This is a genomic window from Bacillus alkalisoli, from assembly GCF_002797415.1.
Classification (GTDB): domain Bacteria; phylum Bacillota; class Bacilli; order Bacillales; family Bacillaceae_I; genus Bacillus_CD; species Bacillus_CD alkalisoli.
On record NZ_KZ454944.1, the window covers coordinates 3,673,031 to 3,696,189 of the forward strand.

The following is a 23,159-nucleotide window of genomic DNA, read 5'->3' on the forward strand; positions in this document are numbered from 1 at the left end:
ATATTATAACGTCTCTGAAGTTGTTTTAGCTTGCATGTGTAATAATAGGTAGTCCGGGCCACCAGCTTTAGAGTCAGTACCAGACATGTTGAATCCACCAAATGGTTGGTATCCAACGATTGCACCTGTACAACCACGATTGAAGTAAAGGTTACCTACGTGGAAGTCTTCGCGAGCTTGTTCAATATGGTCACGGTTGTTCGTGATAACAGCACCAGTTAAACCATACTCAGTGTTGTTTGCGATTTCTAAAGCATGATCAAAGTCTTTTGCTTTAGAGAATGCTACAACAGGTCCGAAGATTTCTTCTTGCATTAAGCGAGCTTTCGGCTCTACATCCGCAATGATAGTTGGTTGAACAAAGAAACCTTTAGAGCTATCTCCTTCTCCACCAGCCATTAAGCGGCCTTCTTCTTTTCCGATTTCTACATAGCTCATAATTTTATCGAATGCAGCTTGGTCAATTACAGGGCCCATGTAGTTCGAAGGGTCTGTTGGATCGCCAACTACTAATTCTTTTGTTAACTCAACAGCACGAGCTAATACTTGATCATATACATCTTCTACGATTACCGCACGAGAACATGCAGAACATTTTTGTCCAGAGAAACCGAACGCAGATTTTACGATAGATTGAGCAGCTAATTCTAAATCGCCCTCTTTATCTACTACGATAGTGTCTTTTCCGCCCATTTCAGCGATTACACGCTTTAACCAAATTTGGCCAGGGTTTACTTTAGAAGCACGCTCATAAATACGTAATCCAACATCACGAGATCCTGTGAAAGAGATAAAACGAGTACGTGGGTGGTCTACTAAGTAGTCCCCAACTTCTGCTCCACTACCTGGGATGAAGTTTAGTACACCGGCAGGTAATCCTGCTTCTTCCATCACTTCTACGAATTTAGCTGCTACAATTGGAGTTGTAGAAGCTGGTTTTAATAATACAGTGTTACCTGTTACGATTGCTGCTACTGCTGTACCAGCCATGATTGCAAATGGGAAGTTCCAAGGAGAAATAATTACACCAACACCTAGTGGAACATATCCGTAACGGTTGTATTCACCAGGACGACTTTCTACTGGAACACCATCTTTAATTTTTAACATTTGACGAGCATAAAACTCTAAGAAATCGATAGCTTCTGCAGTATCTGCATCTGCCTCATTCCAAGGTTTACCTGCTTCTTTTGTTAAAAGAGCAGAGAATTCATCCTTACGACGACGAATGATCGCTGCTGCGCGGAATAAGATATCAGCTCTCATTTCCGGCTTTGTTTTACGCCAAGTGTTAAATGTTTCATCCGCAATTTGCATTGCTTTTTCAGCTAGCTCTTGGTTCGCTTTTGATACACGACCAATAACCTCTTCTTTATTCGCTGGGTTCACGGATACGATTTTTTCATCAGTCGTAACACGCTCGCCTCCAATTACTAAAGGATAATCTTGTCCTAAATAAGATTCTACAAGTTTTAAGCCTTCTAAATAAGCTTTCTTGTTTTCCTCATTAGTGAAATCAGTAAATGGTTCATGTTTGTAAGGTAATACCATTACATTCGCCTCCTTATACATTATAAAGCGCTTGCACACAATTCTCATTCTACCTTATAAATCCTAACCTTTCAAATATTGTTTAGCAAAATAGTTTGATAGTTTTTTTATGGTTTTATGTAATTAGTTAAGAATGTTTATAATTATACAATTATTATACTAGAAAAGTAATTTTCCGCTGCTAATCGTAGATGTTCGTGGCAGGCATTCGCTTTCCGCGGGCGGACGCGGGAGCCTCCTCGGCGCAAGCGCCTGTGGGGTCTCCCTTGTCACGCTTTTCCCGCAGGAGTTTCATGCCTGCCACGAACATCTACTTTATTCTCTATAAAAATGAGAGAGACTTTCATATTTCAAAAGTCCCTCTTTTAATTCAATTTTAATTCAATGATTAATAAATATGCACAAATGGTTTTTCTGCTCCAGCATCTCTTACGATTAAGGCTTCAGGTCCTTTGATGGACATGATAGACAGTTGTAGATTGATGTGAGCTGGGAAATGTTCTAATACTAGACTTGTTACGTATTGAGTAAAACCAATTAACTCGGCTTTACCGTGGTAATCCATATTTATTCTAATTGTTAAACTTTGTAAATCCTCTTCAATAAAGTGTCCAGTACCAACTACACCGGTATGATTTGGAAAATAATCTTCAATGTCGGCCTTAAAGTTCTGAAACCTTACTGCATCATCACGAAAATCTCTCATTGCAGCGGATGAAGGAAAATATTGATAACTTTCATTTATCGTTTCCCATCTTCCGACACTTGCACTATTTTCTCCAACTGTAGCTTTTGCTATAAACGTACCGGGAACAATTGAAGTATTTGGACTTTGTTTATACAGTGCCACCATTATTGGGATGCCACTACCAACTTCATTTCTTACACGTGCAACGATTTCCTCAGCCATCCTTCTGCCTTCTGACTCTATACGGTTATCTGGTATATCATAATCTCTTGCAACTGGCACTCCACTTTCTAACACCATTTCATAACTATGAACGGTGTTAAGCGCTAAACCAATGGTAACGCCACCTAATTCTACTGCCCCGTCATTTTTTCTTACTAAATAATTTTGTTCTAATATATGAGCTAAGATAATTGGACTACTTTCATTTGTTTCTTGGTCATTTCCCCCTATTTTAAGAGGAGGATTTAAACCTAAACTTTCTTCACCTTCATTGCGACTTAACCAAGCACTGACAGCATTTCTACTTATTGTTTGACCATCTTGATAAAGATAAGTAGATGACGGAAATTGCGTCAATGAATGTCTCATTAAACCTGTTTCAAACTCATCTACATCATATCTACTACCTAGCCTTGGCACTACTTGACCACGTGTTTGTCCTGGTTTAAACGGTAAGATTGTTTGGTAATATTCATCTGATATTTTATACCGCGGAACAATTGCTCTTTCTGCCTCTTCCTGTAATGGATCTTGTATAACCTCTTCTTGTTTTTCAAAACCAGGTATACATCCAGTTAACAAAAGAGAAGCACCAAGGAGAACGGTTATATACCTATTCACCTTCAACACCTCTTATGATTTTATTTCTTGTAACATTCTTGCTTCATCCCAAACTTCAATTCCTAGCTCGGTAGCTTTGGAAAGTTTTGAACCTGCATCTTCCCCTGCGATGACTAGGTCTGTACTTTTACTAACACTACCCGTCACTTTTCCACCTAAGCGTTCAATAGCTTCTTTCGCGTCATTACGTTTCATCTCTATTAGCTTACCAGTTAATACGACTGTTTTGCCAGCAAAAACTGAATCCACATCTTCTGCACTAACAGGCTTAGGTCCTTTGTATTCCGTATTTAAGCCTAATTCTTTTAATTCTGCTATTAATTGTTCTACTTCTGGTTGTTCAAAAAATGTCACCACTGAATCTGCCATTTTGTCACCAATCTCGTGAATCGCCACTAGCTCTTCCTTCGAAGCTTGCATTAAGCCATCCATATTGCCGAAGTGTTGCGCTAATGTTTTGGCTGCCTTTGCCCCAACTAATCTTATCCCTAATCCAAAAAGCAGTCTCTCTAACGAGTTATTCTTCGTTTTCTCTATAGCCGAGAGTAAGTTATCTGCTGATTTTTCTCCCATTCTTTCTAATGCAACTAATTGTTCTTTCGTTAATCGATAAAGGTCTGCTACATCTTCAATTAATTTCTCTTGGAAGAGTTGCGCAATTACTCTTTCTCCAAGACCGTCAATATTCATGGCATTTCTAGAAACAAAATGGATGAGCCCTTCACGAATTTGAGCTGGACATTTAGGATTAATACAGCGAAGTGCTACTTCTCCTTCAATACGAACTAAGTCACTTTCACATTCTGGGCAATGTGTTGGCATCGCGAAGTCTTTCTCTTCACCTGTTCTTTTTTCTACTAATACATTTACCACTTCAGGAATAATATCACCAGCTTTTTTTACAACAACGTAATCCCCTATTTTAATATCTTTTTCTCGAATAAGATCTTCGTTATGTAAAGAAGCACGCTGTACAGTCGTTCCAGCTACTCGAACTGGTTCTAATATAGCTGTTGGCGTAACAACACCTGTTCTTCCAATGTTTAACTCTATATCTAAAAGTCTTGTCGACACTTCTTCTGCAGGGAATTTATAAGCAACCGCCCATCTCGGACTTTTAGCTGTGAAACCTAATTGTTCTTGCTGCTCTATCGAGTCCACTTTGATTACGATACCATCTATATCGTATGGTAAATCTGGACGCTTCTCATGCCAACCCGTTACATATTCAATAACTTCCTCAATACTTGAACAAGTAACGAGCTCTTTATTCGTTTTGAATCCTAATATTTCAATGTAATCTAAAGCTTGGCTATGGGAATTCATATCGAGGTCTTCCGCATTTGCCATACTATAAATAAATACATCTAAGTTTCTCTTAGAAGCAATCTTTGGATCTAGTTGCCTTAAAGAACCTGCCGCAGCATTGCGAGGGTTAGCGAATGGCTCTTCTTCTCTTTGCATTTTTGCTTCATTAAGCGCTATGAATGAGTTTTTTGGCATGAACGCTTCCCCACGGACTTCTAAAGATACAGTTTCCTTTAGCCTTAAAGGAATCGAGCGTATCGTCTTTAAGTTCATCGTGATATCTTCCCCTGTGGTGCCGTCGCCTCTTGTAGCCCCTAATACAAAAAGACCATCTTCATATCGCAATGATACAGCTAGCCCATCAATCTTAAGCTCGCATACATAAGAAACATCCTCACCAACAGCTTGTTTTACTTTTCTATCGAAGTCTCGTAAGTCATCTTCATTAAATGCATTTCCTAGACTTAACATCGGTGTGCGGTGTTGCACTTTCTCGAACATATCTAACACGTTTCCACCAACACGTTGAGTTGGTGAGTCTGGTAGTTTTAATTCTGGATACTGTTGTTCTAATTGGATTAGTTCATTTAGTAATGAATCATATTCCGCATCTGAGACAGATGGTTTGTCTATCACATGGTATTCGTAATTGTACTGATTAAGTCTATCATGGAGTTCTCTCATGCGACTTTCTGTTTTGTTATCCATCTTGCCATTCCTTTCGTCATAAGGAGTATGGTTGTCCTCCTTGGAAAAAGAAAAGAGGACAACCTATATTAGCTTATTCTTTCGTAATTGGTGCAAACTTGGCTAATAGTCGTTTGATACCAATTGGACTTGGGAAGGCAATGTCTAATTCTTTGCTTTCTCCTTCTCCTTTTACACTAACAACTGTGCCAGTGCCCCACTTCCCATGGGATGCTTTGTCGCCTACGTTCCAATCAAGTGTATCTCCACCTGTCGTTTTGGGAGACGGCGTTGGCTTTCTTGCTGCTATAGGACTTGTAGTTCTTGCCGGAGACTGTCCAAACGGTGAGCGTGCCATTGATCCAAAGGGTGATGGTTTACTTATCTTTTCCTTTTCTAATGCCAATACATCTTCTAACAATTCTTGTGGTATTTCTTTTATAAAACGAGAAGGAGGATTCATGCTTGTACGACCGAACAGCGTACGCATTTGTGCATTGGAAATGAATAGTTGTTCTTCCGCTCTTGTTATTCCTACGTATGCTAAGCGGCGTTCTTCTTCCATCTCTGCTTCTTCAAATAGCGAGCGACTATGTGGGAATACCCCTTCTTCTAAGCCGATTAAAAATACAATTGGGAACTCTAGCCCTTTCGCTGCATGAAGAGTCATTAATGTAATAAACTCTTTCTCTTCTGTTTTATCTTCCCCTAATTGGTCAATATCTGCTATTAGAGCTAAATCTGTTAAAAATCCTACTAAAGTTTTGTCATCATTTTTTTCTTCAAAGTTTTTCGTAACAGATAAAAACTCTTCAATATTTTCTAGCCTGCTTTGTGCTTCTATCGTTTTTTCTTGAATTAACATTTCGCGGTAACCAGCTTTATCCAACACTTCATCCACTAGCTCTGTTACAGATAAGTATTCTTGCATTTGTGTGTAATTGTTAATGAGCGAGTAAAACTCTTTTAATGATGAGGTTGCCTTACCACTTACACCGATTAGATCTACTTCCGCCAATGCCTGAAACATTGAGATATCATGGTTTTGTGCATAGTTAGCTACTTTATCAACAGATGTCGTTCCAATTCCTCTTTTAGGAACGTTAACAACACGCATTAAACTAATGTCATCGTCAGGATTCGCAATTAATCGTAAATAAGCTAGAATGTCTTTAATTTCTTTACGATCGTAGAACTTTGTTCCGCCGACAATCGTGTAGTTAATGTTAGATTTAACTAATGTTTCCTCCATTACACGTGATTGGGCGTTTGTTCTGTATAAAATCGCAAAGTCAGTTAGTTTTTTGGTTGGATCTTTTTGTAAATATTCTTTAATTTTCCCTACAACGAATTGTGACTCTGCATTTTCTGAGTCCGCGTGATAGTAAACAATTTTGTTTCCTTCTGCGTTATCTGTCCATAGTTTTTTCGCTTTACGGTTCATGTTGTTTTCAATTACTTTGTTTGCAGCTTCGAGAATGCGTTTCGTTGAACGGTAGTTTTGTTCTAGTAAAACTGTTTGGGCGTTTGGATAATCTTTTTCAAAAGAAAGGATATTTGCAATATCTGCTCCACGCCATCTATAAATAGACTGATCCGAGTCTCCTACTACACATACATTTTTCAAGCGATCGCCTAGTAATTTAACCAGTTTATATTGAGCATGGTTCGTATCTTGATACTCATCTACATGGATGTATTGGAATTTACGTTGGTAATACTCTAGTACTTCTGGAACTCGCTCGAATAAATGAATCGTTGTCATAATAAGGTCATCAAAGTCTAACGCTTGGTTTTTCTTTAAGCGCTTTTGGTATTCTGTATAAACGTTGCTAACCGTTTCCGTATAAAAATCGAGTGCTTGTTTAGCAAATTGCTCCGGAGTTATCAGTTCGTTTTTCGCTGAGCTGATGGAACCTAAAATAGAGCGAGGTTCGTGTTTTTTCGGGTCTAAGTTGCGATCTTTTAAGATATTTTTAATAACAGACAATTGGTCAGTTGTATCTAAAATAGTAAAGTTACGATTCATTCCAATTCGATCTATGTCTCGACGTAAAATTCTTACACACATGGAATGGAAGGTAGAGATCCATATTTCTTCTGCTACGGATCCGCCCACTATCGTTTTAATACGTTCCTTCATTTCTCTTGCTGCTTTGTTCGTGAAAGTAATCGCTAAAATATTCCAAGGTGGCACTTCTTTTTCTGCCATTAAGTAGGCGATTCTATGTGTTAATACGCGTGTTTTTCCACTACCTGCACCGGCCATAATTAAAAGAGGCCCATCAGTTGTTCTTACAGCCTCTTGTTGCATCGGGTTTAATCCATCTAATAAACGTTGACTAATATATTGCATGTTTACTCCCACCGCCTTATACAAACATTTGTTCTTATTATATTATAAAACCTGCTCTTTTGCTACTTGTACAGTTTTTAATGCTTCTTCTAAATTATCGTAAATAAGGTTACCGACGACTATTGTGTCTGCGTGCTCGGCCATTTCTTTTGCTTTTTCAGAATCTGTAATGCCTCCACCGTAAAAAAGCTGTGCTTCATCTAGTGTGGCGCTAATTTTTTTTACAAGCTGTACGTCCCCATATGTTCCACTATATTCTAGATAGAAAATCGGGAGCTTGAACACCTTTTCAGAAAGTCTAGCATACGCTATTACGTCCTCTTCGGAAAGGTCTGTTTGTGCATTGGTTAATTTTGCTGCTTTGCAGTCGGGGTTTAAAATGCAGTAACCTTCCGTCATCACTTCGTCCCAATCCATCACATCACCGTATTCCTTTAGTGCTTGTTGATGTAGTCCTACAATCCATTCAGGATTAGGGCTATTGAGGACGGTAGGGATAAAATAAAAGTCAAATCCCGGTGTAACGGATTCTATGTTTGATACTTCTAGAACACATGGCACCGTATATCTGCGAATGCTGCTCATTAAATGGAGAACATTATCAATCGTAACTCCGTCAGTTCCGCCAACTATGATAGCATCTGTACCTGATTCACATATTTGTTCTAATGTTTTGTCGTCCATTGGTTTGTTTGGATCTAATTTAAAAATGTGTCTCCATTCCCGTACATTATACATAAAGAAAGTCTTCCTCCAATTCTTATTCCATTTTTTCATTATATCAAAATTAAGGGAAGGCGAAAAAGGGAATGGTTGAGGAAATATGATGAGTTTTTTAATGGTTGTTACTGTTTTGGTGCCGGATTACTACCCGGGTGGCTTTGGGTGAGTAGTTTTAATTGGTTTGTTAATGTTTTTAGTATTTGGGGTTCGTATTAATAGATTTTTTGTTACACTTTGAGTAATTTATGCTACACCTCGTTTCTTTTTTTACTACACTCCCTCAACTTTACGCTACACCTTAACACCTTTACCCTGTCGCTAAATATTTGCATAATATTTCCTTAACCCCCTACCAAAAGTTTCATCTTTCTGTATTCGGGTATACATAAAAACATACAACCATACTGTTATATCAGGAGGTGTTGAAAATGCCTATTTGGGCTTGGTTCGTCATTGGCTTTTTAGCCTTACTCGTATTTGGAGCAATCGTTGACTATGTAAACAAGCAAAAAAGAAAAGGTTTAACAGACACAACCGATGCATATGACGTAGATGATGTAAAAACAAAACAACATTCCAATCCATACCTTTAAATGATGTAGATATACGAACTAAAAAATGGATGTTCACCTGATAATCTAGTGAACATCCATTTTTTATTTTTCTTCTGTATCCGTAATTCTTTCTAGGGCCATTTCGTATGCGTCATTGCCGTAATTTAAGCATCTTTTCACACGAGAAATTGTTGCTGTACTTGCTCCCGTTTCTGTTTCTATTTTATGATAGGTAAATCCATCGCGAAGCATTCTTGCTACTTCCAGACGTTGTGCTAAAGATTGAATTTCATTCATTGTGCAAAGGTCATCAAAAAAACGATAACATTCTTCTACATCTTTTAATGAAAGAACTGCCTCAAATAATTGATCGAGTTCTCTTCCACGCAGCTTATTAATTTGCATTACTTTACAACTCCTTTATTCATAATGAACGAAATCTAAAGATGGAACTATGTTAACCCACGTTTTCCCTGGGGTAAATGGGACAGGTTGACCATCTTTTACAGGAATTAACCTTCCATTATCTTCTTTCCATTCAAGTTCATAACGTTTACCTTGTTGAATTAATACAGCACGGCCACCAGCTGTTAAATTTATCTCTCGTCGTCCAACTTTATCTACTACTTCATGTGCTGTTTCTATTATAAATATATTTTGAGCTACAACATCTTCTAACGTTTCTAAGTCTTTTGTTCTTTCACCACCGCTGTATCGTTGAAAAAGCTCATCTTCTTTACTATACTCGTAAGCAACTTGTGCGACAAGGCGTGTAGAATAGTTTATCTTTACTTTATTTATTTCTACTCCATTCAACTCTTGTTCTTCATTTTGCGATAGGAACAAATAAGGAGTCGTTTCTCCTTCCATATTAAACCCTAATTCAGACGCACCTTTTTCAATATTCTCGAAAGAGATATACGAGTTATGTGGGGCTTGACGGAAAGATGCTCTCTTAAATAATGTGCCATCATACAACATTCCGTTGATGGAATCTAATTCTCCTGCATCTAAACGTTGCTTTGCAGCTGGACTATAGCCATGTGCTACAAAGATAGGATTATATGGTTTAGCAATATCTAAAAAATAGTCTCTGGCACTTCTTACTGGCCCGACTTTTTCAGGTAGTTCACTTTGATAAATGGCAATAAGCCTAGTAATATCACCTTCAGATAATATTTCCACCACCACATCAGCTTTATAAAGACCCGATTGTGGTCTAGCTTTAACGTCATTGTTAATAACTACAGCGATTGGTCGTTTAGTTACTTCCTCATCTACTTCCAATCCAGTTAATGGTGCAGTAATTCCACTTGGTTCTTCGATTATTTCTTCCTCTTCTATTTCTTCCACAGGTGTTATCTGTTCTTCGTTGTTTTCTGTTACACTTTCTTCGGATTTACAGCCTACAAGTACTATTGTTAGTAAAATTGATAGTAATAAATAACTATATTTTTTCATATTCTCCCAACCTTTATCCCCATTATACTTTCATATTTTAACGCATTACAGACGGAAAGAGTACTGTTTTATTCATAACGTCGTATATTCCTACTGGTGTAATTCGTATATACGGTAAATGAGTGGACGATAAAAACAGCAACGTATAAACAGGGTCGTTGAACTTATATCCTCTTTTCATTAATTGTTGACGTAATACTTCTTCCTCTTCTATTAACTTTGGCATTTCTTCTTCAGACATCATGCCTCCAATAGGGAGAGAGATTTCACACACAATTTCTTGATTTTCGGCTAGAACAATGCCGCCTCCAATCGCTTTCATTCTTTCAAAAGCAAATAGCATATCTTCTTTATTTTTACCGATTATAATGATGTCTCCAGTATTGGAATAGGAACTAACAAGTCCACTCACTTTATGACTAAATCCTTTTATTATCGTGTTTACACGCCATTGACCATTTCGATCTATTAGCATTAGGAAAGATTGATCATCTTCTAGATTTAATTTTTCCCCACTAACATCTACATTTACAGAGTATGGTTTCATAATTACTTCGTTTACCATTTGTAGGCCAAGTGCCATGGAGAACTGTAAATCATCTATTGTTAAGTCCCAACTTAAATCTAGTGGACCTAGGTCAAAGCTCTTCCAATCCAGATTGCTATTCAATGGATATTCTAGAGTCTGATCAAACTTCTTCATCCATTTGCCTGATGCAAGTACAGCTCTTGGTGTAGCATTTGTTTTACTTTCAAGTATATTGATATGTGCTATTCTGCCAGGTGCAATGCTGCCATGTAAATGATCAATGTTAAAATGTTTCGCTGTATTAAAGGTAGCCATTTTATATGCCTCGATAGGATTTACTCCTTTTTCTATTGCAATATTAATCATAGCATCTAAAATACCTTCTTTATAGAAATTTGGTGTCGATCCATCTGTTGTAAAAAACGAATGGTCGTAATACGGAATATCCATCTGTTCTAATTCTTCGATTATATTCGGTAAATCAGGACGTATGGACGAAAAACGTAGAGCTGTACTATACCCTTGACTTATACGCTTTTTTACATCTTCACCGGTCATCGATTCGTGGTCACTATCCACACCAAATAATTTCATTTTCGTTAACGTTTTTTCCGAGGCACCTGGTAAGTGTCCTTCTACTGGCTTTCTTCTTCTTTTCGTTTCTTGAATCCATTCTAAAATTAAATCGTCTCCATCCATCAGCTTTGGCCAACTTGTTAATTCGCCACCTTGTAAAACAGAGTCTTGGTCTAACCAATCTTTTATGTTAGGTGTCGAAAAAATTTCTTCTTCCTTTTTAATCTCTGTTTGCGCATCAAAACGGCTCCACCAATAAGTAGTTACAGGTAATCGATTCATCTCTCTTATAAAAGAAAACGCTTTCTTTTTTCTCAATTGTAAAGCGAGCACCAAGTTATCATTTACGACTGTAGTTGTTCCAGAAAGGGATGCATATTGTCCAAAACTAAGGGGATTATATAACTGAAAAGGATGAACATGAGGCTCAATATAACCTGGTACTAAAAAGTAAGTTGAGCAGTCCACATATTCTGTATTTTTGTCATTCGAAGGAAGTGCTTCACCTACATAAATAATGCGATCTTCATAAATCCAAATGTTTGCTTGAAGCCATCTTTTTAAAAACACATTTAAGTAGGTGGCGTTTTGCAAAACAATTGTAGGTGCTTTTACGCCGTCAATGACAGCTACATGCTCACGTATTTTTTTATTCGGCCATTTATATTTTTGTTCCATAATTGCTCATCTCCTGAAAAACGTACAAATGAAAGTTATTTTAATATAACCTCTTCTTTCAATCGTACCATAATTAACCTATTCATGCATTAACGAATTACAATTTGTTGGAATTTTAAAAAAATATTCTCTACTAAAGTTTTTTGTCATTCTAGCTGGTGATTGGAGCGCATATCGGAGACTCCTGCGGGAGAAGCGGGAAACGGGAGACCCCACAGGAGCGGAAGCGACGAGGAGGCTCCCGACCCGCCCGCGGAAAGCGAAGATATGCGCGGAAATCAACCGCGAATTTTAACACTTAACAATAAGGAGGAGTTCTTTATGAGACCGAATATCGGTATTATTAATGCACTTGTACGTATAACTGGAGGTTTAACTATTTTAGCTTGGATCACAAGCAAAATGGTAAGAAGACCATATCGCGATTCGTACATTTTAGTTGCTATGCTAGGGGCAATGAAAGTAGCAGAAGGTATTTTAAGATATTGCCCATTAACAGATTTATTTGATCGTTACCAAGACTATCGTTATGATGAAGAATTCGAGTATGACAATTTCCATTGCGATGAATTTGTGTGTGAAGGTGACGAAGAAACATATAATCCTTCTTAAAAAATTCGCCAGGCTCTAATCCGAGCCTGGCTTCATTAGAAAGGAGTGTAAAGTGATGCTTGAATATCTTACAGATATGTCTTTTGTGTTAATCGCTTTAATCGGAAGTATCGTTGCGTTACTGTTTGTTTTTATTAAGAGGAAACGCCCTCGATAGCCTTATGGCCAATGTCTTTTCGATAAAAGAGGGCGCTGCTTTTTATTTTTGTTATTTCTTTGTACACTTTGTCGTATGCTTCAGACAAACCATCCGCTTCTGCCGCTAACAGCAACACTCTACCGCCATTTGTGATTATCTTATCATTATGTTTTTCTGTACCAGCATGAAAAACCAACGCATCATCGATTGATTCTAATCCTTCAATTAGCTCTCCTTTTTCATATGCCTCAGGATATCCTTTTGCCGCTAGTACAACTCCTACTACTGCCGAATTATTCCATTCAATTGTGTAATTCTTTTTTTCTAATACATGTAAAAGAACTTCCGCCAAGTCATCTTGCATACGTGGAAGAACAACCTGTGTTTCTGGATCTCCAAACCTCGCATTAAACTCGATTACTTTCGGACCTTCATTCGTTAACATTAAGCCTGCATACAAAATCCCACAAAAACTTCTACTTTCTGTTACCAACGCTTTTGCTACTGGTTTTAAAATTGTTTCAACGGATGTAGTTATTACCTCATTTGGGATTTGTGGTACAGGTGAATAGGCTCCCATTCCTCCTGTGTTTGGACCTTTGTCTCCATCAAAAGCACGTTTATGATCTTGTGCGATAACCATCGGATAAACGTTTTCGCCGTTGACAAAAGCCATTAAGGAAAACTCTTCACCTTGTAAAAATTGTTCCACGACCACTTGGCTGCTTGCTTTCCCGAATTTCTTTTCCGCCATCATCGACCAAAGGGCTTCTTTTGCCTCCGCAAGTGTTATGGCAACAACGACGCCTTTTCCTGCGGCTAATCCATCCGCTTTTATGACAATTGGTGCACCTTTTTCTTCTATATATTTAAGTGCTTCTTCATACGAGTTGAAAACTTCGTATTTTGCAGTTGGTATGTTGTATTTTTTCATTAAATCTTTTGAGAAGCTTTTACTTCCTTCAATAATAGCTGCTTCTTTTGTTGGTCCAAAAATGGGCAGTCCTTCTTTTTCAAACTCATTCACGATGCCAGCTAATAAAGGTGCTTCAGGGCCAACGAATGTTAAGTCTATTTCGTTTGTTTTGGCAAAATTTATGAGCTCGTTCATGTTTAATTCATCAATTGGAACACGAGTGGCTAGTTGTTCCATTCCTATATTACCTGGAGCAGCGAATACTTTTGTGACAGAAGGACTTTGTGCTAGTTTCCAAACGATTGCGTGTTCTCTTCCTCCACGACCGATAACAAGTACTTTCATTTTTTCCCCTCCAGTTATTAATACCGCTGTTGATTGGAGCGCAAGTCTCCGCTTTCCGCGGGCGTTAAAAAGGAAGGTTATTTTCACTATCGTGAAAAAACCTACTCCTCGGCGCATCCGCGCCTGTGGGGTCTCCCGTCCCTCGCTTCTCCCGCAGGAGTCGGCGACTTGCGCTCCAATCAACAGCTAGATAATAATTTAAAACTAATAAAAGTCCTTAATAACACTCATCTTCTCATTAATGTTTGAAATGACGGACTCCTGTGAAGACCATTGTGATTCCGTGTTCGTCTGCTTTTTTGATGGAGTCTTCGTCTCGGATGGATCCGCCTGGTTGAATGATAGCGGTAACTCCTGCTTTTGCAGCAGCTTCGACGGTATCGTCCATTGGGAAAAATGCATCAGAACCAAGGGCAGAACCTTTTGCTAAAATTCCTGCTTGCTCCATGGCAATTTTCGCAGCACCAACTCTGTTCATCTGGCCAGCACCTACACCTACTGTATTATTGTCTTTTGCTAGAACGATAGCATTTGACTTTACATGTTTTACTACCTTCCAAGCTAATCGTAAATCTGCCCACTCTTGTTCTGTAGGCTCGCGTTTCGTTGGAATCGTTATTTTTTCTTCATCAAAACTTAATGTATCTTCTTCTTGTATTAATAGACCACCTGTAACAGAAGAGTATTTCTTTTCTACTTCACTATTTGCTGTGAATTCAACCGTTAATAGACGGATGTTTTTCTTTTGTTTTAATACATCAAGTGCCCCAGGTGAGAACGATGGAGCAATAATAATCTCTAAAAATATTTCATGTAACAGTAGAGCTGTTTCTTTATCTACTTCTCTATTAAATGCAACGATTCCACCGAAAATGGAAGTAGGGTCTGCCTTATATGCACGCTCGTAAGCTTCTAAAACTGTTTCTCCCACTCCAACTCCACAAGGATTTGTGTGTTTAATCGCAACTGCAGCTGGTTGTGTGAACTCTTTTACAAGTTGAATGGCTGCGTCGGCATCATTAATGTTGTTATAGGATAATTCTTTTCCATGTAATTGTTTGGCTGATGCAATGGAATAGGATTTTTCGAATGACTTTTTATAAAACGCTGCTTTTTGATGTGGATTTTCGCCATAACGTAAGTCTTGCACTTTTTCAAATGTAATCGTTAATGATTCTGGATTCTCTTCACCTACTGACTCTGTTAAGTAGTTAGAAATTATAGAATCATAGGCTGCTGTATGGCGAAAGACTTTTGCCGCTAATCTTTGACGAGTTGTCAATTGTACTGTTCCGTCACGCTCTAAACCGGTAGCAACTTCTTCATAATCTGTTGGATCGACTACAACTGTCACTTGCTGATGGTTTTTTGCTGCCGAACGGAGCATCGTTGGTCCACCAATATCAATATTTTCGATTGCTTCTTCAAAAGTCGTACCTTCTTTTGCAATTGTTTCTTTAAATGGATAAAGATTCACGATTACTAAGTCTATTGGAGTGATGTTGTGTTCTTGTAATTGTGCTTCATGACTTTCATTCCCACGCATCGCAAGTAATCCACCATGAATCATTGGGTGTAACGTTTTAACACGACCGTCTAAAATTTCTGGGAAACCAGTAACTTCTGAGATTCCAATAACATTCACACCATGGTCTTGTAACGTCTTTTTCGTACCACCTGTTGAAATCACTTCTACACCTAGGGCAACTAAACGTTTTACAAATGGCACAATACCTTCTTTATTCGATACACTTACTAATGCTCTCATGATAGGGTTGACTCCTTCTCTGTTTGTAAGATTTTTTGTAATGTTTTTGGGTATAAAATATGTTCAACTTGTTGAATCTTTTTTTGTAATGACTCTTTCGTTTCTTCAGGTAAAATTTTTACAGGTTGTTGGGCAATGATTGGACCTGTGTCCATTCCCTCATCTACATAATGGACCGTAACTCCTGTCACTTCCGCTTTTGCTTTAATCGCTTGACCAATCGCATCTAACCCCGGAAAAGCTGGGAGAAGAGATGGATGAATGTTTATCATTTTACCTTCGTAAGCGTGTATTAGTGTTGGACCTACTAGTCTCATATAACCAGCTAAAATGATGTAAGCGACATTTTGTTGCTGTAATTTTTGAAGAATCTCTTGTTCAAACGCTTCTTTATTTTCGTACAGTTTAGGGAGAAAAGTAAAAACTGGTATGGAAGCTTCGATAGCTCGTTCCACCACTTTAGCTTTTGGTTTATCACATATTAGCAGAACAGGGTCAGCTTGCAATTCCCCTTTTCTACAAGCGTCAATTATGGCTTGCACATTACTTCCGCTTCCAGAAGCAAAAAGGGCGATTCGTTGTCTTGTCATCTAAGTTCTCCCCCGCCGAATGTAATTCCTTCTCCTTGTTTCACCCGACCAATGATATATGGCGTTTCGCCTGATTTTTCTAACGTTGAAATGACACCTGTTACGTCTTGTGGATCAATGGACAACACCATGCCTATACCCATGTTAAAGATGTTAAACATTTCTTCTTTTTGTAAGTTCCCGTACGTTTGTAACATGTCAAAAACAGTTGGAATTGGCCATGAGCCGTAATCAACCTCAGCTTGAAGACCTTTTGGCAACATCCTTGGAATGTTTTCTACGAAACCGCCACCTGTAATATGTGCCATGCCTTTTATGTCATACTTTTTAAGTACTTCTAAGATTGGCTTCACATATATTTTTGTTGGAGTTAATAGTATTTCTCCTAGTGTTTGGTTTGTGTTTTCTAGTTTTTGTGTAAGGTCTAGATCACTATCTGCAATAATTTTTCTAACAAGTGAGTAGCCGTTACTATGAATACCTGATGATGGCAAACCAATAAGGACATTACCTGCTTGAATGTTTTCACCTGTAATTAGCTTAGATTTTTCCACAACACCTACTGTGAAACCAGCAAGGTCGTATTCTTCTTGGTTATACATTCCTGGCATCTCAGCCGTTTCTCCTCCGATAAGAGCGCAACCAGCTTGTTCACAACCATCTGCAATACCTTTAATGATTTGCTCGATTTGATCAGGTGCTGCTTTTCCGCATGCTATGTAATCTAGGAAGAAAAGTGGTTCGGCACCTTGTACGACAATATCGTTGACACACATCGCAACTGCATCCACACCAATGGTATCGTGCTTATTTAGCTGGAATGCAAGCATAAGCTTTGTACCAACGCCATCTGTGCCAGAGACAAGTACTGGTTGTTGGACATTGATGCTTGATAGGTCAAAAAGGCCACCAAATCCGCCTAGTCCTCCCATGACTTCTGGTCTCATCGTACGAGCGACATGCTTTTTCATTCTTGAAACGGCTTCATAGCCAGCTTCAATATCTACTCCTGCTTGTTTGTATGCATTTGCCATATGTGTCCCTCCAAAGGTATATTTCCAAATAAAAGCAATTGAAAGAGGTTTAGACAAGAGTATAGGCGTGACCGTAAATAATAATAGGCTATTATTTTGGCCTCTTCTATTCACTTGTTTTACCTCAATATCTTGTGTATCAAGTTCATTTTTGAGTTTTTCTTTGGTGTAAATGATTGTGAGAGACCCCTTCACGTTCATTTTTGAGTTTTTCTTTGGTGAAAATGATTGTGACTGACCCCTTCACGTTCATTTTTGAGTTTGTCTTTTGTGAAAATGATTGTGACTGACCCCTTCACGTTCATTTTTGAGTTTGTCTTTTGTGAAAATGATTGTGACTGACCCCTTCACGTTCATTTTTGAGTTTGTCTTTTGTGAAAATGATTGTGACTGACCCCTTCACGTTCATTTTTGAGTTTTTCTTTAGTGAAAATGATTGTGAGTGACCCCTTCACGTTCATTTTTGAGTTTTTCTTTAGTGAAAATGATTGTGAAAGGCACTGAATCCATCGGTCTTTTGTACCAGCTTCTAACAGCTAATCAACACTTCTCATGCGGCATTACCGTATCGGAATAAATTTCTGTCGGATACTTCCCAGTAAAACATGCCATACACTGCCCGCGATATTCTCCTTCATAAGGACGACCTATCGCTTCTAACAAGCCGCCTTCACTCAAGAACGACAGAGAATCGGCTCCTATAATTTTACGAATCTCCTCCACAGAATGATTCGATGCAATTAACTCCTCATGAGTAGACGTGTCTATCCCATAAAAACAAGGATTCTTAATTGGCGGTGAACTTATACGAACATGAACTTCCGTAGCCCCTGCTTCACGAAGCATATTGACAATCCGACGACTCGTAGTTCCTCGAACAATCGAATCGTCTACCATCACAACTCGTTTGCCTTCTACTACACCGCGAACAGGGGACAACTTCATTTTCACCCCTTGTTCACGTAACGCTTGAGAAGGTTGAATAAAGGTCCTACCTACGTATCTATTTTTAATTAAACCTAATTCATAAGGAATATCTGCCGCTTCTGCATACCCGATTGCTGCTGAAATACTTGAATCTGGCACCCCTGTTACAACATCTGCCTCTACAAAAGATTCCAACGCCAGTTGCTTCCCTAAATTCTTCCTCGCTGTATGAACATTAATTCCATTAATATTACTATCAGGACGAGAAAAATAAATATATTCCATACTACACATTGCTCGTTGAATGTGCATTGTATAACGCTCTGACTGTAAGCCCTCGTCGCTAATAATTAACAATTCACCAGGTTCTACGTCACGCAAATATGTTGCACCAACAATATCCAATGCGCATGTTTCTGATGCAACAACATACCCGTCACCAAGCAAACCTAATGAAAGGGGACGCAAGCCATTCGGGTCAAGAGCGACCATCATCTCCGTCTCTGTCATAATGACAAAAGCGAACGCCCCTCTCACCATCGATAAAGCATTTTTCACACGATCCTTCAACAAAGGATAGCCACTACGTTTTATTAAATGAGCCAACACTTCTGTGTCAGACGTTGTTTGTAAAATACTTCCCTGGTTTTCTAACTGATGCTTCAACGCATTCGCATTTACTAAATTGCCATTATGCGCTAAAGCTAGACTACCAGTTTGCGAGTGGAACAAAAGTGGCTGGACATTTTCGTAGCCGCCTCCACCTGCTGTTGCATAACGCACATGGCCTATGGCTGCTTTTCCAACAAGGTCATTTAACCTACCATTGGAGAAAATCTCATTAACAAGCCCTTCGCCTTTTACACAACTTAATTTCTCCCCATCTGTTACAACAATTCCCGCACCTTCTTGCCCGCGATGTTGTAAACTGTGCAACCCATAATACGTAATTTGCTCGGCTTCAGGATGCCCCCATACACCAAACACGCCGCACTCTTCATTTAAGCCTTTGATTTCAGCAAGCATGGGATAGCCCCTTTCCAAGCCTTTCTCATTTCATCTACTGATAAATGAATGATCGATTCATTATTTTCTCCATTTATCTTTAATTCTCCACTATCGGTTACATGGCCAATTTTCACTGCATCAACAACTAACGTTTCAAATGCTTCTTTATTTTCTGGCTTCACCGAAACAACGAAGCGAGATTGTGATTCACTATATAACGCAACAGTCGTATCACCTGACACAACGATCTCCGCTCCAAGGCCCGTAGCACTCATTAAACTTTCCGCTACTGCAACAGAAAATCCACCTTCTGAAACGTCATGAGCCGAAGCCACATAACCGTTACGAATTGCTGCCAACAACTTCGCTTGTCTTGATGCTTCCACTTGTAAATCAATAGAAGGAGCTTTACCAAAAATCTTGCCATACGTTAGCTTTTGTAACTCACTTCCACCAAACTCTTCTTTCGTATCCCCAATTAAATAAATGAAATCTCCATATTCTTTGAAGCCTTGTGTTGTAATGTGTGCAATATCATCAATTAATCCGACCATCCCAACTACAGGTGTCGGATACACTGCTTCTCCGTTTGTTTCATTGTAAAGAGATACATTCCCACCGATTACCGGCGACTCTAACATACGACAAGCTTCACTCATGCCATCGACCGATTTTTCTAGCTGCCAGAAGATTTCCGGTTTTTCTGGGTTACCAAAATTTAAGCAATCTGTAATAGCTAGTGGTTGTGCCCCAGAACAAACGACATTACGTGCTGCTTCTGCAACCGCAATCTTGCCACCAACTTCTGGGTCTAAATAAATGTAACGAGAATTACAATCTGTTGTCATCGCTAACGCTTTTTTCGTACCGCGAATACGTACTACTGCCGCATCAGAACCTGGGCAAACTACCGTATTCGTTCTAACTTGATAGTCATATTGATCGTAAACCCATTCTTTACTTGCAATCGTTGGTTGCTGTAACAAACTCATTAACGTTTCATTGTAATCCGTTACCTCAGGCACTTCTACTTCCATCGCTTGGAACTCTGCATAATAAGCAGGCTCTTTAGAAGGCTTATTGTATACAGGTGCTTCTTCCGCTAATGCATCAACTGGCACCTCAGCAATCACCGCACCATCGTGCACTAAACGGAGCATTTTGTCGTCCGTTACTTTACCAATTGCAACAGCCTCTAAGCCGTACTTTGAAACAATCTCTTGCGCCTCATGCTCGCGGCCTTTTTCTACAACAATTAACATACGCTCTTGTGATTCGGATAACATCATTTCGTAACCAGTCATACCTGCTTCACGTTGTGGCACTAAATCTAAGTTCATTTCAATTCCAGAGCCAGCTTTTGACGCCATCTCTGCAGACGAACTCGTTAATCCCGCAGCACCCATATCTTGAATGCCCACTAAACCGTCCCACTTCACAATTTCTAAACAAGCTTCTAATAAAAGCTTTTCCATAAACGGATCGCCAACTTGAACAGCTGGTCGCTTTTCCTCTGATGCATCTGATAATTCTTCTGAGGCAAATGTAGCGCCATGAATACCGTCCCTACCTGTCTTAGCACCAACGTACATGACAGTATTGCCCACACCCTTCGCCTGCCCCTTTTTTATATCTTCATGAGCAATCAAGCCAACACACATTGCATTTACTAGCGGGTTACCTTCGTAGGCTGCATCAAATTGTACTTCTCCACCAACAGTCGGAATCCCTACGCAGTTTCCGTATCCAGCAATACCTGCTACTACTTCTTCAAACAAATACTTCACGCGAGGATTCGTTAATTCTCCAAAGCGAAGCGAGTTTAATAGTGCGATAGGACGTGCTCCCATGGAAAATACATCACGGATAATTCCACCAACACCTGTTGCCGCTCCTTGATATGGCTCAATCGCAGAAGGATGGTTGTGACTTTCAATCTTAAAAACTACCGCTTGGTTATCACCGATATCCACGATTCCAGCGCCTTCACCTGGTCCTTGTAAAACTTTTGGACCTTCTGTTGGGAACTTGCGTAAAACAGGCTTTGAGTTTTTGTAACTACAATGCTCTGACCACATAACAGAAAACAAGCCGATTTCTGTATAGTTAGGAAGACGACCTAGGATATTCTCTACCATTGCAAACTCATCGTCTGTTAAACCCATTTCACGGTATATCTTTTCTTCTTTTATTTTTAATTCATTCGGCTCAAGAAGTAACGACATGTGATTCCCTCCAGTTTCGTACAATCGATTGGAATAGTCTTAATCCGTCTGCACTACCTAGTAATTCACTAACAGCACGTTCAGGGTGGGGCATCATTCCTAGCACATTCCCTTGTTTATTCGTAATCCCTGCTATTCTCTCTAAGCTTCCGTTTGGATTGTCATCATCGTAACGGAAGACGATTTGGTTATTTTCTTGTAGCTGTTTTAACGTTAGTTCATCACAGTAATAGTTTCCTTCACCGTGTGCGATAGGGATTTTGATTTCTTCCCCTTTTTGATAGGCAGTCGTAAACATTGTTTCGTTGTTTTCTACTCGTAACGTAACCATACGACACATAAACTTTAAATTTTTATTACGACGCATAGCCCCTGGTAATAAACCAGACTCTAGTAAGATTTGAAATCCGTTACATACACCTAATATTGGCTTACCAGCTTCTGCAGCTTTTACAACCTCTGCCATCACATTGGAAAAACGGGCAATCGCACCGGAACGCAAGTAATCTCCGTAAGAAAAGCCACCTGGAAGTAAGATGCCGTCAAACTCACTTAAGTCTTTCGCATCGTGCCATACATATTCCACTTCTTCACCAAGCTCATCTTTGATCGCATGGTACATATCTACATCACAGTTCGAACCTGGAAAAACGATACAGGCAAATTTCATCGAACGACAACCTCCTCCACTTCATATCGGTAGTCTTCAATTACCGTGTTCGCAAGCATCTTTTCACACATTTCTTTTACTAACTCATCTAAATTGCGGTTTGTTTCTGCAATTGTTAACTCTAAATACTTTCCGATACGCACTTCTTGAACTTCTTTATACGATAAACTGTGTAGGGAGTTTTTCACTGCATTTCCTTGTGGATCTAATACACTTTCTCTTAACGTTACGAATACTTTTACTTTAAACATGGGCTTTTCCTCCAATACGATTTAAAATTTGTTCATAAGCTTCTGTTAAACTACCTAAATCTCGACGAAACACATCTTTATCTAGCTTTTCTAATGTTGTTGCATCCCATAATCGACATGTATCTGGGGAAATTTCATCAGCTAGCAAAATAGTACCGTCCAATGTTTTACCGAATTCTAGCTTAAAATCTATTAATTTAATATTCTTACTTACAAAAAATTCCGATAAATAATGGTTCACTTTTTGCGCTGAAAGTTTAAGTAAATCGATTTCTTCTTTTGTTGCTAATTTTAATAGTGTAATGTGGTCTTCTGTAATAAGTGGGTCACCTAACGAATCGTCTTTGTAATAAAATTCTACGATTGGGTGTTCAAGAGGAGTTCCCTCTTCGATTCCTAGCCGCTTTGCCATGCTACCTGCACAAACATTTCGAACGACGACTTCTAATGGAATGATGGAAACTTTTTTTACAAGTTGTTCTGTGTCAGAAAGCTTTTGGATGAAATGACTTTCGATACCAACTTCGTGAAGTTGTGAAAATAGGAAACTAGTAATTAAATTGTTCAGACGGCCTTTGCCTTCGATGCTCATCTTTTTTTCACCGTTAAAGGCAGTTGCGCTGTTTTTGTATTGGATCCAGACGGTGTTTTCATCATTTGTGGAATACACCATTTTCGCCTTGCCTTCGTAAAGTAACGCTTGCTTTTGAATATCCATCT

Annotated in this window: 20 protein-coding genes; 3 read left to right on the forward strand and 17 right to left on the reverse strand. The window is 38.9% G+C overall.

Features of this window, described 5'->3' with window-relative positions; all coding sequences use genetic code 11:
- Positions 1–3 precede the first annotated feature (3 nt).
- The 5 genes from pruA to CDZ89_RS18265 form a co-directional block, all read right to left on the reverse strand.
- Positions 4–1,551, reverse strand: a complete 1,548-nt coding sequence (gene pruA / locus CDZ89_RS18240) for an L-glutamate gamma-semialdehyde dehydrogenase (RefSeq protein WP_100334193.1) — start codon at positions 1,549–1,551, stop codon at positions 4–6.
- A gap of 388 nt (positions 1,552–1,939) precedes the next feature.
- A complete protein-coding gene (locus CDZ89_RS18250) occupies positions 1,940–3,082 on the reverse strand; it encodes a CamS family sex pheromone protein (RefSeq protein ID WP_096155800.1) in 1,143 nt (380 codons plus the stop codon).
- Between the two features lie 12 nt (positions 3,083–3,094).
- Entirely contained in the window at positions 3,095–5,098 is a 2,004-nt protein-coding gene (gene ligA, locus CDZ89_RS18255) for an NAD-dependent DNA ligase LigA (protein WP_100334194.1), read from the reverse strand.
- Between the two features lie 73 nt (positions 5,099–5,171).
- Positions 5,172–7,433, reverse strand: a complete 2,262-nt coding sequence (gene pcrA / locus CDZ89_RS18260; protein WP_096155802.1) for a DNA helicase PcrA — start codon at positions 7,431–7,433, stop codon at positions 5,172–5,174.
- Positions 7,434–7,475: 42 nt separating this feature from the next.
- Positions 7,476–8,171, reverse strand: a complete 696-nt coding sequence (locus CDZ89_RS18265; RefSeq protein WP_096155803.1) for a heptaprenylglyceryl phosphate synthase — start codon at positions 8,169–8,171, stop codon at positions 7,476–7,478.
- A 413-nt stretch (positions 8,172–8,584) separates the two neighbouring features.
- Here CDZ89_RS18265 and CDZ89_RS19840 point away from each other — a divergent pair, with 413 nt between their 5' ends.
- The gene (locus CDZ89_RS19840; protein ID WP_157842798.1) at positions 8,585–8,749 is read left to right on the forward strand and encodes a hypothetical protein; all 165 of its coding nucleotides are present in this window, start codon (positions 8,585–8,587) and stop codon (positions 8,747–8,749) included.
- 63 nt (positions 8,750–8,812) lie between these two features.
- Here CDZ89_RS19840 and CDZ89_RS18270 read toward each other — a convergent pair whose 3' ends face one another.
- Genes CDZ89_RS18270 through CDZ89_RS18280 form a run of 3 tightly spaced genes read right to left on the reverse strand, consistent with a single transcriptional unit; the run spans position 8,813 to position 11,957 of the window.
- Entirely contained in the window at positions 8,813–9,115 is a 303-nt protein-coding gene (locus CDZ89_RS18270; protein WP_096155804.1) for a YerC/YecD family TrpR-related protein, read from the reverse strand.
- 15 nt (positions 9,116–9,130) lie between these two features.
- The gene (locus CDZ89_RS18275) at positions 9,131–10,171 is read right to left on the reverse strand and encodes a DUF3048 domain-containing protein (protein WP_096155805.1); all 1,041 of its coding nucleotides are present in this window, start codon (positions 10,169–10,171) and stop codon (positions 9,131–9,133) included.
- A 37-nt stretch (positions 10,172–10,208) separates the two neighbouring features.
- Positions 10,209–11,957: an adenine deaminase C-terminal domain-containing protein gene (locus CDZ89_RS18280; protein WP_100334195.1), complete on the reverse strand. Its 1,749-nt coding sequence runs from the start codon at positions 11,955–11,957 to the stop codon at positions 10,209–10,211.
- Positions 11,958–12,275: 318 nt separating this feature from the next.
- Between CDZ89_RS18280 and CDZ89_RS18285 the strand changes: the two genes are divergently transcribed.
- Complete coding sequence (locus CDZ89_RS18285; protein WP_100334196.1) at positions 12,276–12,566, forward strand: YgaP family membrane protein; 291 nt, start codon at positions 12,276–12,278, stop codon at positions 12,564–12,566.
- Positions 12,567–12,642: 76 nt separating this feature from the next.
- Positions 12,643–12,723, forward strand: a complete 81-nt coding sequence (locus CDZ89_RS20590) for an EYxxD motif small membrane protein (protein WP_369679965.1) — start codon at positions 12,643–12,645, stop codon at positions 12,721–12,723.
- Here CDZ89_RS20590 and purD read toward each other — a convergent pair.
- From purD to purC, 9 genes are all read right to left on the reverse strand, one after another.
- Positions 12,701–13,966: a phosphoribosylamine--glycine ligase gene (gene purD / locus CDZ89_RS18290; protein WP_100334197.1), complete on the reverse strand. Its 1,266-nt coding sequence runs from the start codon at positions 13,964–13,966 to the stop codon at positions 12,701–12,703. The genes CDZ89_RS20590 and purD overlap by 23 nt on opposite strands.
- 238 nt (positions 13,967–14,204) lie before the next feature.
- Entirely contained in the window at positions 14,205–15,734 is a 1,530-nt protein-coding gene (purH, locus tag CDZ89_RS18295) for a bifunctional phosphoribosylaminoimidazolecarboxamide formyltransferase/IMP cyclohydrolase (RefSeq protein WP_100334198.1), read from the reverse strand.
- On the reverse strand, positions 15,731–16,324 hold the full coding sequence (gene purN / locus CDZ89_RS18300) for a phosphoribosylglycinamide formyltransferase (RefSeq protein ID WP_100334199.1): 594 nt from the start codon (positions 16,322–16,324) through the stop codon (positions 15,731–15,733). Before purN ends, purH begins: the two co-directional genes overlap by 4 nt.
- On the reverse strand, positions 16,321–17,358 hold the full coding sequence (gene purM / locus CDZ89_RS18305; RefSeq protein ID WP_100334200.1) for a phosphoribosylformylglycinamidine cyclo-ligase: 1,038 nt from the start codon (positions 17,356–17,358) through the stop codon (positions 16,321–16,323). The genes purN and purM overlap by 4 nt, the downstream gene beginning before the upstream one ends.
- 540 nt (positions 17,359–17,898) lie before the next feature.
- Positions 17,899–19,311, reverse strand: a complete 1,413-nt coding sequence (purF, locus tag CDZ89_RS18310; protein ID WP_096155812.1) for an amidophosphoribosyltransferase — start codon at positions 19,309–19,311, stop codon at positions 17,899–17,901.
- Positions 19,287–21,518: a phosphoribosylformylglycinamidine synthase subunit PurL gene (purL, locus tag CDZ89_RS18315; protein ID WP_096155813.1), complete on the reverse strand. Its 2,232-nt coding sequence runs from the start codon at positions 21,516–21,518 to the stop codon at positions 19,287–19,289. The genes purF and purL overlap by 25 nt, the downstream gene beginning before the upstream one ends.
- The gene (purQ, locus tag CDZ89_RS18320) at positions 21,502–22,188 is read right to left on the reverse strand and encodes a phosphoribosylformylglycinamidine synthase subunit PurQ (protein ID WP_096155814.1); all 687 of its coding nucleotides are present in this window, start codon (positions 22,186–22,188) and stop codon (positions 21,502–21,504) included. Before purQ ends, purL begins: the two co-directional genes overlap by 17 nt.
- Positions 22,185–22,439, reverse strand: a complete 255-nt coding sequence (gene purS, locus CDZ89_RS18325) for a phosphoribosylformylglycinamidine synthase subunit PurS (RefSeq protein WP_096155815.1) — start codon at positions 22,437–22,439, stop codon at positions 22,185–22,187. The genes purQ and purS overlap by 4 nt, the downstream gene beginning before the upstream one ends.
- Positions 22,432–23,157, reverse strand: coding sequence for a phosphoribosylaminoimidazolesuccinocarboxamide synthase (purC, locus tag CDZ89_RS18330; protein WP_096155816.1), 726 nt, complete (start codon positions 23,155–23,157; stop codon positions 22,432–22,434). The genes purS and purC overlap by 8 nt, the downstream gene beginning before the upstream one ends.
- Positions 23,158–23,159: the final 2 nt, after the last annotated feature.